Genomic DNA, 12,663 nt, shown 5'->3' on the forward strand with positions numbered 1-12,663 from the left:
GCCAGCGACATCGCCGCATTGCTGCCGCATCGCTGGCACCCGCCTGCGACCATTGGCTAGCTCAATCCGTCAAGACGGGTTCTCCAGCCGCTTACGTTACTTCGCCGCCTGCAAGGTCTTAATGATCGCAATCGAATCATCGCTAGCCTTAGCCGGGTCCAACTCATACAGCTTGGCGATAAGTGGTGAAAGCTCGTGGGTAAGCGCTGCCTCACGTTCCGCTGTGTTCGTTACGTTGTTTGATTTCATACGTTATCCTTAATGTATAAGTGTTTGGCGGGCAGGTTAGCCCGCCCTAGCGGACCTAAATCTGTCCGTACTTCTGTTGGTACGCGTAGCCGCCTTGGCCGCGCATCTTTTGATCCATGCGCTTATCTACAATCGCTTGGAAAATAGGGAGCATTTCCTTTGCGTCTTGTGCGCTTAGACCGCCTCCGCGTCCGCTACCGTCTAGGTGAAAGTGCAAATCACCCGAGCCGGAGCCGCTATCGCTAGACGATGAGGGCGCGTTACCAACCGCCCCGCCTGAGGCAAAGTGCGCGGCTTGGCCGGAGTTGATCGACTCAAGCAAGCTACGATGCTTACCCGCTGCCGCAGCATTAACCACAAACTCCCCATTGGAGAGCATCGCCGGGATGCTATCGCTAGTACCCGTACCGGGGCCGGTAATGTGTCCACCGTCCGCGAAGTGACCAACCGAGCCGCCAGTAGAGAAGCCTGACCAAGAGCTAGCTACACTTTGGAAAATTTGCATTTCCGCAGCATGGAGGGCGATCTTAGCCATATCCGCCAGAACGCTAGACGCGAACTGACTAAAGTTAAGCTTGCCTGTGGTAACGAATTGGTCAAGCGCGCTAGACATGCTGCCCCACACGGAGGAGAACGCCTCACCAACGTATTGCGCGTTGGTCTTGCCCGCACTGCCGATGCCGACGATAGCCAGATGGATTTGCGCCTCATAGCTCTCGCGGATAGCTTGCTCATTCGCTAAGTGCTGAGCATAAAGGGCCTCGCGGTCTGCGTAGGCTTGCGCCGCAATTTGCGTCCGGTCGTCGTAGGATTGTTGGTCAATTTGCTTGGAGTCGTATTGCTCTCTCAGCTTTGCAACGTCCTGATAGTACGCGTTGAGTAGCTTAATCTCACCCGTGTAATCGGTCCTTTGCCGAGGCAGCATAAAGCGTTGGGCGTCTCCGTCCGCATAGCTTTGCGCAAGTCCGCGAGTAGCCGCCGCCTCTTGCTCCGCATACTTGACCGTTGCGTCCGCGCGCTTTTGCCATTCCTTGCCTAGGTCACCGGATGCCTTTTGCGCAGCAAGTACACGCTCATGCTCGATCCGGTTAAGCTCTTGTTGAGCGCTCTGAGCCGCCGCAATGTTTTTCTTTTGCTTGGCAAGCTCAAGGCGTTTCTCCTGGATAGCCTCCTCTTGTTTGTAGTAGCCCTCGTTCGTTGCAATCACCTGGACGTAATAGTCCCGATAATCTAAGAGGCCCTTATCAAAGTCAGACTTGAGGTTTTCAAGGTGTTCTTTGCGGCTATCGTCAATGCCCTTAAGCTGGGTGTTAAGCTCAGCAATCTGTCCGTTAAGCTCGTTCTCGTTACCCTTCTTAGGCGACTTCTCGCCCTTGGCATAATGGATTTGCTTGTCGCCCGTTGGACCCATATGCGGGGTAGCCAATGACTTTTGATCGTCCCACAGCTTCTTAGTAAAAGCTGCGTAGGAGTCACCTTGCCGCTTCAATTCGTCGTAGCCATTCTTTGCGTCATCCATCACAGCGGACCAACTACCCTTACCCAGGTCATTGGACATTTTGCTAAGCATCGTGATTGACGTACCAACCTGATTAAGGCCGGTGACCACCGTAGCCGCTGCTGTAGCAACTACCCGGAACGTCTCCAGCACTCCCGCATAGAATTGGTCAACGATTGGACCCATTGCCGAGTTATCGGAGAACGCGCTAGTAATCGCCTCGATAGCCGGAATGAGTTGCGCCTTTGCGTGCATGGTCATTGCTTCCCATTCAGCGTGCGCCTCCTCCGTGTGTTCCTTCATAGCGGCTAGTTGCTTGATAGTGTTATCCGAGAGGACACCACCGAGGGCGTTAGCCTTGTCCGTGTACTCAGCAATACCGGAGCTACCCTTGTCCAGCAGCGGGATTAGCTTCTCTCCGGCCTCACCGAACAACTCATGCGCTACAGCGGCCTTAGCCGCGCTGTCTTGTGACTGCTGGAACGCGTTTGCTACGTCTAGCAACATATCATGCGGGGACTCCGCCTTAACTTGTTGCATACTGATGCCGAGCGCGGTAAATGCGTTGACTGCGTTTTTATTTCCGGCTATGGCCTTATTCTGTGCGTCCCCTAACGCCTCGATAGCTTTGGCGGAATCCTTAGCGTCCAAGCCCACGGATTGAGTGGCGTATGACCACTCTTGAATTTGCTTGGTACTTTGCCCGGTTTGTTGGGAGAGCTTTTGTACGGTATCCGCGTACGTCTCCATTTGCTCCGCTGCCTTATGGACAACCTCAGCAGAGAGGGCCGCTGTACCGACAACCGCACCGATACCCAAGGCTACCGGGTTGAGAATGAGGCTCATAGCGTTGGCTTGGTTAGCCAGCACCATAAGCGAGCCGCCAAACTTCTTAAAGTTGCCTTGCGACAACTCATGAGCCAACACTAACAACTCACGTTGCGCGCTGGCGTTAGCGAGGCTGAAACTATGGGTATGGCTCGTAGCAGCGTCGATGTCACTAATGTAGCTTTTCATTGCGGAGGAAATGCCCAAGCTCTCCGCACGCATGGAGGCTAGCTCAGCTTTAGTCTTGCCCGCCGTGCTAGCCATTTTGTCCATCTGCATAACCGCTTGCGCGATTTGCTGGACTTGCTTGCTAGTCGCCGCGCCTGACTCCTCCAGCGCCCCTTGGAAATTCTCCAGCACTTCCCTCGCGCGGCCCGTGCTAGCAGCATAGGCGGAAATACGCTGATTTGCTTTGTCTACCGCAGCAGTAAAGCCGGAGGAGTCAGCGGTAAACTTAGTCTTTACTTCGTTGTTACTAGACATCGTACTCCTTATTAATAGCCAGTTAAATATCAGCTAGTCCAGTGGCTAACAGGCGGACTTGCTACGATTGAGACGTTAGTACAAGCCGAAGAAAATCCAGCCCGTAATAGGGTTGGGGTAGTTCATACCCGCCGTACTGCTGTAGGTCCAGGAGATGCCACTAGAGTCAATCGTGACTATTGGCGGTGGGGTTTGGTTGGAGATATGCGCGAACAAAAAGTCCGGTTGAAAAGACCACCAGGGGACGCCATCCGACAAGTCACAAGCCATACTTCCTGCTTGCCCCCTGATCTGCACAGTACCCTTGATACGACCGAATCGGTCTGACGTGTCCAGCATGATCTGTCCGGACGCGTTCCAAATCTGCAATCCGGAGGCCATTACCGCGAGGCCTCATGTTGGCTCTGAAACTTGGCGGCCTTCGCAAGGTGTTCTCTCGCCTCTGCAAGCGCCGCCATAACCCGCCGATACGGTCTGCTAGGTAGCAACCAAAGGCGGTTAGCCTCGTCCCGCACGTTATTACCGGCGCAAAGATGGTATTGAGCCATTCTCAGGCTATAGCCATACATACCCTTGCGCACCTTTATAGCGCGCTCAAGCCGAGCGTCTAGCTCGTTGATAGACTCGCACCGGACCATCCCTTGTGACCGTCCATACAAAGCCTCCAGTACGCCAATACGAATCTCGGAGGTTGGCCTTGCGAACGTTTGCCCGTTACGACCCCGCCTGCGGGCCAGTACGCCCATAGCCTCCGCCATGCGGACAACACGCGCACGGTTATTCGACATTGTGCGCCCCCTGTGTCTTGATGAAGTCCGCCCGGAGGTGGATTGCTGCGGCAAGTGACGGAACGCGGCCAAGCGTTACCCGTTTCAAAACTGGACCGTACGAGCCGTCCGCCCTCCGTACCCACTGTCCAGGGACCACCTTCGTCCCCCGGACTACATACTCTCCGCCAATGAGCCGGATGCCGCGAGGGAGGCCCCGGTTACGCTCGGCGCGAGTCATTCACGCTCCGCCTGCTGCAATTGCAAGGCGATAAGCCTATGCTGGGCCATCGCTTTAATGGTGTCGTTGCGGGCGATAACCAGGCGTGCGGTTGCGTTATCGCGGTCCGCCTCGGCAATAAGGTCCGTGAGCCCGCTCTCGTCCTTACCAGCGAGGATGCTCTCAAAGTCAAACTTCATTTTCATAGTATTCCTTATCGTTAGTCAGTCGGATTCACCCGCCTGAGGATCAAGTTAGGCCGAAAGTGCGACTTCCACCGCCGCTCCCGGAACGAATTGCCAGTCGATATACTGTTGCGCAGCAAGGGCAACTTGGGACGTCTGAAACATGTTCACTGGCACGTTAGCTGCCACGCCTGAGAGACCGTAAACGTCTGCGTGTCCCATAGCGTCCACTACCGCGTCGCCGATATAGGCGAGTACGCGAGTTGCATCCGTAATGAACAGCTTTCCCATAGGCACGCCATACGAGCAAATCGCGGGCATTCCGCCATAGAATCCACCGCGCGCCGTAATTTGGGTTTCTGTAGGGCTACGCAGCGAAATTGCGGTAAGCGGGTTCACAAGCACGCAAGCTTGAGTAATGTCCCCGGTGAACGCTTCAACACCCGCATTAAATCCGTTAGCCTGTGTAGCTGCTGCCGCAAGGCCTTCCGGCGATACATTGTCGCGAGCCTGAGAACCGACGAATGCATTATCAACGGCACGGCTGAGGGCTCGCACAAGTATACCTGTCAGGGTCGCCTCCGCAGTATCGTCGGTAGCTCGAACGAGTTCTTGCGAAATCACAGTGCACACCCCGGCTTTTCGCTTATCCGACAGATACACACCAATATTGCCCTGAGCCAAAGGCAGACCCGTTCCTTCGCCAAAGAAAGCACCGGCTACGGGCGACGCCTCCACATTGACCCGCGTAATAGCTGGAACCTGCACTAACCCTTGCATCTGGCCCAGGATTGACCGGCTAAAAACAGCTTGCACGAATTCCAAGCGACTAATTTTCCCGACCGTCAGCGCTCCCGTTGCATCAGCACCGGCCACCATAGGATTTACGGCCGCCTTGATGTAGGTTGCTTCCACAGAATGTTCGCCCCACCGGTTCTCGGCGTATAGCGCGGCGTTGTGGCCGTCCGCTGCCTTGGCGATAGCTGCACGGATAAACGTCTTGTTTTGCATGCGGATAGGTTCAATCATTGTCATGTCCTTTTGATAGTGAAATTGAGTTGATTTGAATGCGGTAATGACAGCATCTGGATTTGCGGGTATCGATACGAGACTAAGCTCATGTACGTCCGCTTTGCTGTAAAGTGTCCCGCCATTTGACAGCGGCTGCGACTTGACCGGACGGAACCCGATAGACACGCCCTTGATAATTCCGCTCTTGACGCTGTGCCAAGCCTCATCCGTCCTTTGCTTAACCGTGCCGACCTCGTCTACCTTGGCAATCTTGGCTTTGAACGGGAGGCCGTTAGCGTTGGGCACCCCGAAAGTAACCGTACCGACAGCCTGTGAGTGGTCGTGGCCTAGCAGCAAAGGTGCCTCGCTTTGGAACGTGAGGCCCATCGGGTCCACGATATCCTTTACGCGGTCGATAGTCGGTGTGCTTGCAATACCCTCAAACTCCCGCTTGTCCTCTGTAATCGCCTTAACGACGAATTCCGAAAACATCTTATCCATCTACTTCCCTATATTTAGAATGCCTAAATTTATCCGCGTTAGGCGTAGCGCGGTTTATCAGTATCGTTGTCAGTATAGTTAAAGCTATCGCGCCCCGGCCTCCAGTACATAGGAGGCAACCACGTCCGCCAGCAACGCGGATACCGTGGTCTCTCGATCAACCGCGATATGTCGGAACTTCTTCAGTAACTCCGGCGTGATACGGGATGCGATTACTTTGCTGTCCTCCCTCTGGGTGGAGGAGCTAGTATTCTGCTGCGTCAAATCTATGCTCCGTTACTGGTTTACAAATGGTTAAATAAGGTGGACCGGATGCCACACCATAGCGGCGTTACCAATCCACACGCACAAACATACAAACAGCAAAACTGTGCCGTCTTTCACATGTACTCCTAATTTTTTAGTTTTGACAAGCCCCAACGAATCACGCGCCGGGTCAGTGAAACGGGTTACGGTGGTCTATCCCTACCCGCGTTCCCGTAGGCAGTGCGCACGCAGCGAGCCGAGCCGCGCCCTCATGATCGTTAGAACAGTGGCGCGCCACAATCTTGACCCGCGCCGTACCTCGACTTTGCTTCGTTGTTGCGCCGCCCGAGCACGCGAATCCGTAATGAGTCAGCGTAGCGATCGCTAGGCGGTGCGCCGTGCGTGCATCAAGTCCCGGTACTTCGATATGAATAGTTTTGCTCATTGGTCCACCTCGATATGGTTTTTCAATCTGCTATGCCACACTGTGTCTGTTGGCGCTGCCGAGCTAGTCTGCGCCTCGCATGCTCCGCCCGCTTCTGATTGCCGCTACCTCCGCCCCGCCGTTGCTCTCGGCCCCACGCATCTGCAACCGCCGCTGTGCGCGAATGGGCAAACTCTCTCGATCCAACCCGCCTATGCTCCATATACCCTCGTCCAAATGTGTCGCCTAGTGCGCCTCATAACCACACTAGAGAACCATCTAGAAACTTTTGCAGCTACCCCGCTTCTATCTGCGCGACCTGAAACAAGTTGCGGATGAGGCGGCTACTGCCCGGATTGTTAAAGATCGCTTCCTTGGTCCCGGTCATCGTGCCGGAGGGTTCCCGCCCACTCGTTATCAAGTCACACTACCAAACTCAACGAGGCGAATCATGTCATGTAGAGACACTACCAACAATTGGGAATTTTCTATCAGCGCGCACCATTCGATAGTGATTCACGCTAACTTGACAACGTGATACACTACCAAAATCATTAAACGGAGGCGCTATGGCGACCCGCAATAAAATTAAACGCCCCGCTGATAGCCGCGTGTACACCCGTGCTGGTGACGGGCCGGGAGAAAGCCCGTTTGCTAACGTTCCCGCAGAGAAGCGGGCGCGGATGTTGGCCGATTTAGAGACACAGGGGCGGGAATTCGCCGCTCAAGCGGAAAAACAGGCATCCAGGGTAGACGCAATCCGTCACGGAGTTAAGACAGAGCGCGACACACAACCCGTACAGGTCCGCATGCTCACGTCTCAGATTAAGGTGTTGAAGCAGATAGCCGAACAGGAGAACCGTTCGTCAAGCGATGTAATCCGCGAGCTTGTGCACGGGTACATTCAACATTGCCTCGATACCTGGACCGACGACGACGCAAAGCTGATTCTGAAGGCTACCGCCCGCCAATCTGGCTACCTTAAAGATATGGACCGCGTTGCCGTTTCCCCTGAAACCGGACCGAAACGCAGCGAGTAGGCAGCGCCGCTTGTCCCCGAGCAAACATCACAAGATAATAAACACACACAACACCGATAACCAAACGCAACGATGAAGCGCATCGACAACGGCGTGACCAAAGATTTCAAGCATTGTTGGCTGTATAAGGAGGATATAGACCGCCTTATTTCCCTGATGACAGTCGATGGCTTAGCGCCGGAATTGCGATCCGGCGATTTCGAATTCGAAAACGCGGCGGAGCTGTATCAATTCCTTGGCAAGAAGGGCGGCCGGTCACTAAATATCAAGTCTGTAAAGCCTCGAGCTCACTTCACCACATCGCTGTTTGGCTCAGTGCGTGTGTTGACCTACGACGATAGCAACGACGCCCGCGCCCTGCACTCTCGTATCGTAGAGGCGACCGAAGGTGGAATAAAAAGGCCCAATTGGCGGAGCAGATTTCTAACTTACTTAGCCGGAATGATTTTGATGATGTTCGGCGCGGGGAACGCATACAGCCACACGGGCCCGGCGCGTTATATTGGCGGATTAGCCTGCGTGGTCGGAATCGCTCTCCTGATTTCCCACGCAACTTACAAGCGAGAGGACGGTACCCGCTTCTTCGGCGTAGCTCGCGCTGACCGACAATCGTTCCTTCAACGCAAAGGAGATGACCTCGCCGTTGCGCTTATCGCGGGCACTGTTGGCGCGGTAGTCGGTGGCGTGCTGGGAGTTGTAGGAACTCTTATTGTTCAACAAGCGCCAAAGTAAACGCTGCTGATGGAAAACCAGAAGTAAACTAGAGGCACGTTGCAATGTACCCACCGGGACAACCAGTGGGTACAATCGGGTACATCAGGAATGGGTACAAGAAGCGCTTACTGCACGCCCTGACTCAACAGGAAGTCTTCGTAGTTGCCGCCGAAGTCGTTCAGCGTGCCATCGGTACGCACTTCGATGATCCGGTTCGCAAGACCGCTCACGAACTCACGGTCGTGCGAGACGAAAATCAGCGTGCCTTCGTACTTGTCGAGCGCGATCTGCAGCGATTCGATCGACTCCATGTCCATGTGGTTGGTCGGCTCGTCCATCAGCAACACGTTGTGACGGCCCAGCATCAACTTGCCCCAGATCATGCGGCCCTTCTCTCCACCGGAGAGCACCTTGACTGACTTGCGGATGTCGTCGGCATTGAACAGCAGACGGCCGAGCGTGCCGCGCACCATCTGCTCGTCGTCGCCTTCCTGACGGTAGCCGTCGATCCAGTCCATCAGCGTGACGTCGGTCGGAAACTCTTCATACGTATCCTGCGGCATGTAGCCGACGTTCGCGTTTTCCGCCCACTTCACAGTGCCGTGATCGAGCGTGAGCTTGCCGAGCAGCGAACGCAACAGCGTGGTCTTACCCGCACCGTTTTCACCGATGATCGCGATACGCTCGCCCGGCTGCACGCTGACACTGAAGTCGTTGAAAATCTGACGCTCGTACTTCTTCGAGATCTTGTCCGCCACCACCGCGATGTTGTGCAGCTTCTTCTCGTACTCGAAGCGGATGAACGGGTTCTGGCGCGACGACGGCTTGAATTCCTCGATCTTGATCTTGTCGATCATCTTCAGACGGCTGGTGGCCTGACGCGCCTTCGACTTGTTCGCCGAGAAGCGGCGCACGAAGTCCTGCAGGTCGGCGACGCGTTCCTTCGCCTTGGCGTTGGCGTTCTGCTGACGCTCGCGCGCCTGCGTGCTGGCCAGCATGTAGTCGTCGTAGTTGCCCGGATAGACCTTCAGCGTGCCGAAGTCCATGTCGGCCATGTGCGTGCACACTTGGTTCAAAAAGTGACGATCGTGCGAGATGATGATCATCGTCGAGTTGTACTGGTTGAGCACGTCTTCCAGCCAACGGATCGAGTTGATGTCCAGGTTGTTGGTCGGTTCGTCCAGCAACAGCACGTCCGGCTTCGAGAACAGCGCCTGCGCGAGCAGCACGCGCAGTTTCCAGCCCGGAGCGACGTTGCTCATCGGACCATTGTGGTCTTCGATCGCGATGCCGATGCCGAGCAGCAGCTCGCCCGCACGCGCTTCGGCGGTGTAACCGTCGTACTCGGCGAACTTCGCTTCGAGTTCGGCGGCATGCATGTAGTCGTCGTCGGTGGCGTCGGGGTTTGCGTAGATCGCGTCGCGCTCGGTCATGGCAGCCCACATCTCCGTGTGGCCCATCATCACGACGTCGAGCACGCGCACGTCTTCGTACGCGAACTGATCCTGACGCAGCTTGCCGAGGCGCACGTTCGGTTCGAGCATCACGTTGCCGGAGCTCGGTTCCAGATCACTACCCAGGATCTTCATGAAGGTAGACTTGCCGCAGCCGTTCGCACCGATCAGGCCGTAGCGGTTCCCTTCCCCGAATTTGACCGAGATGTTCTCGAAGAGGGGCTTTGGCCCGAATTGCATGGTGATATTGGCGGTAGACAGCACGGCGCGTCCTTTAAGGTGATATCGGCGAACAACCCAATATTTTAGCAGGTTATCGCGAATTCAACCCACGCGAGCGCCGTGCTCGCGCGTTTCGACGCCGCTTTTACGGTCGGTTTGCGCCCCGTTTGCGCCCGATTTGCGCCTCCCCGCCTGCCTTCTAGCCGCCGCGCGGCGTCTGCAAAACGTCGATGAAGGCCGACAGATCGGCCTCGCCCAGCCCCATCGCCGCGCCGAGCCGCAGCAGTTGCTGGACCGTCGACGAAACCGGCATCGGCGTGCCGGTCTCGTACGCCGTCGCGGCGACCGTGTCGATGTCCTTCTGGAACGTACGGAATGCGCCGATCGGCGCGAGGCCGCTTTGTGTCATGCGCGGCACGAAAATCTGCAGCAGCACTGAATCGGCCCAGCCGCCAGCGAGACCTTCCGTCAGTTTTGAGGCGTCGATGCCGCTGCGCTGCGCAAGGCTCACGGCCTCGGCGATCGCTGCCAGGGTCGCGGTGACGATGGTCTGATTGCACAGCTTGGTGGTTTGCCCCGCCCCAACGTCGCCCATGTGCGTGACACGGGACGAATACGCGCCAAGGAACGGCGTGACCGCCTCGACGTCCGCTGCGGCGCCGCCCGCCATGATCGCCAGCGTGCCCGCCGTCGCGCCCGCTACGCCTCCGGATACCGGCGCGTCGATCCAGCCGACGCTTGCAGTGCCTGCGCCCGCAGGCTTGAGGTCTTGTCCGCCCTCACCCGTAGCAGCAATCGGACCTTCCGCCGCCGCGCGCTGCGCGAACGTGCGCGTCGCGGCCGGCGGAATGCTCGAGTGATCGACGATCCAGCGCACGCGTCTCGGTGCGGTGACATCCGCGCTCAGCAGTCCCGCAGCGCCGAACACCGTTTCTTCAACCGCCGCCGCATCCGCGACGCACAGCAGCACCACTTCGCACCGCGAGGCCAGTTCGCGTGGCGTATCGACCACCTTGGCCCCATCCGCCAGCAACGCTTCCGCCTTGGCCCGCGTGCGATTCCAGACATGCACCGTATGCCCCGCGCGCAGCAGATGCCGGATCATCGGCGCGCCCATCAGACCGGGACCGCAAAAACCAATTTCCACTTTCAAGCCTCGTCAGGTTTCAGATTGAGTTGCGCGAACATCATAACGGCCTCGCCTCACCGCGGCATATCGGGCACGCGATGTGCGGAATGACCCGCTCATGTGCGGCACAGGGGGACATGGAGGACGTCGACAGCAATCCATTGCCTATACTTTTTTTGCACACCAACGAAGGTCAAAGGAGGAAGTTCATGTCAGAACATGTTTACAAACAAATCGAACTGACCGGCTCATCGACCAAATCGATCGACGACGCAATCAGCACCGCGATTAAAAAAGCGTCGAAGACGCTGCGCAATCTGCACTGGTTCGAAGTGACGGAAACACGGGGCCAGATCGAGAACGACAAGGTCGCCTACTGGCAGGTGACCATCAAGGTCGGTCTGCGCATCGACTAGCGCTTCGCCCGAAACATCTTCAACACATAATCCGAAGCAAAAAAAAAAGCTGCGTCCGTACTGGACGCAGCGTCTTAAAGCAGCGGCTGCTGAGACCGCCGCCTGGTCGATTGTTACCTTGGTCGGTCGTTCCACGATTCGTTCTAGACGATCGCGCGAGCCGGATTACTTCGGCAGCGAACCGTCTACGCCTTCCACATACCAGTTCAAGCGTTGCAGTTCCGGATCGGTCAGCGTCTTGCCTGCCGGCACCTTCACCGCGCCGGACTGATCCTTGATTGGACCGGTGAAGACGTCCCACTTGCCGCCAGCCAGGTCGTCGCGCTTCGCCGCCACCTGCTTCTGCGCATCAGCCGGAATCGCCGACGTATTCAGGTCTTCAAGATTGACGGCCTTCTGCGGAATGCCCCACCACACCGGATCGTTCTTCCACTTGCCGTCCAGCACCTGCTGAATAGCCGCGTTGTAATACACGCCCCAGTGCGCGACCACCGAACCGAGGTGCGCATCAGGACCAAACTTCTTCATGTCCGAATCCCAGCCGAACGCATGCACGTGCTTTTCCGATGCGGTCGCGAGCGTCGCGCTCGAATCGGTGTTTTGCAGCAGCACGTCGGCGCCCTGGCCGATCAGCGTTTCAGCAGCCTGCTTTTCCTTGCCCGGATCGAACCAGCTGTTGATCCAGATGACCTTCGTGTGGATTTTCGGATTTACCGAACGCGCGCCGAGCGTGTATGCGTTGATGTTGCGGATCACCTCAGGAATCGGCACCGATGCGACAAAGCCCAGCGTGTTGGTCTTCGTCACATAACCCGCAGCGACGCCTGCCAGGTAGGCGCCCTGGTACATGCGCACGTCATAGGTGCCGAAGTTCGGCGCCTTCTTGTAGCCGGTTGCGTGCAGGAACACCGTATCCGGGAAGTCCTTTGCGACCTTCAGTTCGAAGTCCTGGTAGCCGAAGCTCGAACCGATGATGACCTTGTTGCCCTTGTTCGCCAGATCGCGGAACACTCGTTCCGAGTCGGCCGATTCCGGCACGTTCTCGATACGGGTGATCTTGATCTTATTGCCGAACTTCGCTTCGGCTTCCTTCGAGCCCTGATCGTGCGCGAAGGTCCAGCCGGCGTCGCCCGGATTGCCGAGATAGACGAACGCGACGCCCGGTGCGTCGGCTGCTTGCGCGAGCGGCGCGGCAAGCGCCAGGGAAGCTGCGCCCCATGCGAAGGCGGTCAGCAGATTTCTTCTCTTCATGTTTTCTCCTGTCGTGTTTGTCGAT

10 protein-coding genes are annotated in these 12,663 nt (G+C 56.8%); 3 read left to right on the top strand and 7 right to left on the bottom strand.

The genetic code is table 11. The features are described 5' to 3' along the window. Window positions 1-96: 96 nt before the first annotated feature. The 4 genes from BM438_RS45605 to BM438_RS25710 all read right to left on the bottom strand — a co-directional run bounded on the left by BM438_RS45605 (window position 97) and on the right by BM438_RS25710 (window position 5,742). Window positions 97-249, bottom strand: coding sequence for a hypothetical protein (locus BM438_RS45605; RefSeq protein WP_167378457.1), 153 nt, complete (start codon window positions 247-249; stop codon window positions 97-99). A gap of 55 nt (window positions 250-304) precedes the next feature. Continuing rightward, window positions 305-3,058: a phage tail tape measure C-terminal domain-containing protein gene (locus tag BM438_RS25685; protein WP_093639764.1), complete on the bottom strand. Its 2,754-nt coding sequence runs from the start codon at window positions 3,056-3,058 to the stop codon at window positions 305-307. A 1,004-nt stretch (window positions 3,059-4,062) separates the two neighbouring features. Next, on the bottom strand, window positions 4,063-4,251 hold the full coding sequence (locus BM438_RS25705) for a hypothetical protein (RefSeq protein ID WP_093639777.1): 189 nt from the start codon (window positions 4,249-4,251) through the stop codon (window positions 4,063-4,065). Window positions 4,252-4,299: 48 nt separating this feature from the next. Then, window positions 4,300-5,742: an HK97 family phage prohead protease gene (locus tag BM438_RS25710; RefSeq protein ID WP_244179447.1), complete on the bottom strand. Its 1,443-nt coding sequence runs from the start codon at window positions 5,740-5,742 to the stop codon at window positions 4,300-4,302. Between the two features lie 1,239 nt (window positions 5,743-6,981). Between BM438_RS25710 and BM438_RS25720 the strand changes: the two genes are divergently transcribed. Then, the gene (locus BM438_RS25720) at window positions 6,982-7,452 is read left to right on the top strand and encodes a ribbon-helix-helix protein, CopG family (protein ID WP_093639783.1); all 471 of its coding nucleotides are present in this window, start codon (window positions 6,982-6,984) and stop codon (window positions 7,450-7,452) included. A gap of 72 nt (window positions 7,453-7,524) precedes the next feature. Further along, window positions 7,525-8,184, top strand: coding sequence for a hypothetical protein (locus BM438_RS25725; RefSeq protein WP_093639786.1), 660 nt, complete (start codon window positions 7,525-7,527; stop codon window positions 8,182-8,184). A gap of 107 nt (window positions 8,185-8,291) precedes the next feature. On the opposite strand, the gene BM438_RS25730 is transcribed toward BM438_RS25725, so the two are convergent. Together BM438_RS25730 and BM438_RS25735 are read right to left on the bottom strand one after the other, a co-directional pair. Continuing rightward, window positions 8,292-9,884 carry an ABC-F family ATPase gene (locus BM438_RS25730; protein WP_093639789.1) on the bottom strand — a complete coding sequence of 531 codons (1,593 nt, stop codon included), beginning with the start codon at window positions 9,882-9,884 and terminating at the stop codon, window positions 8,292-8,294. A gap of 157 nt (window positions 9,885-10,041) precedes the next feature. Next, window positions 10,042-10,989 (bottom strand): NAD(P)-dependent oxidoreductase, encoded by a 948-nt coding sequence (locus BM438_RS25735; protein WP_093639793.1) that lies wholly within the window; start codon window positions 10,987-10,989, stop codon window positions 10,042-10,044. A 191-nt stretch (window positions 10,990-11,180) separates the two neighbouring features. On the opposite strand from BM438_RS25735, the gene BM438_RS25740 reads away from it, so the two are divergent. Next, window positions 11,181-11,387, top strand: coding sequence for a dodecin (locus BM438_RS25740; protein WP_054035325.1), 207 nt, complete (start codon window positions 11,181-11,183; stop codon window positions 11,385-11,387). A gap of 165 nt (window positions 11,388-11,552) precedes the next feature. Here BM438_RS25740 and BM438_RS25745 read toward each other — a convergent pair whose 3' ends face one another. Next, window positions 11,553-12,638 (bottom strand): BMP family ABC transporter substrate-binding protein, encoded by a 1,086-nt coding sequence (locus BM438_RS25745; protein ID WP_093639796.1) that lies wholly within the window; start codon window positions 12,636-12,638, stop codon window positions 11,553-11,555. Window positions 12,639-12,663 lie beyond the last annotated feature (25 nt).

Origin of the sequence: Paraburkholderia aspalathi, from assembly GCF_900116445.1 — a bacterium.
GTDB classification, from domain to species: domain Bacteria; phylum Pseudomonadota; class Gammaproteobacteria; order Burkholderiales; family Burkholderiaceae; genus Paraburkholderia; species Paraburkholderia aspalathi.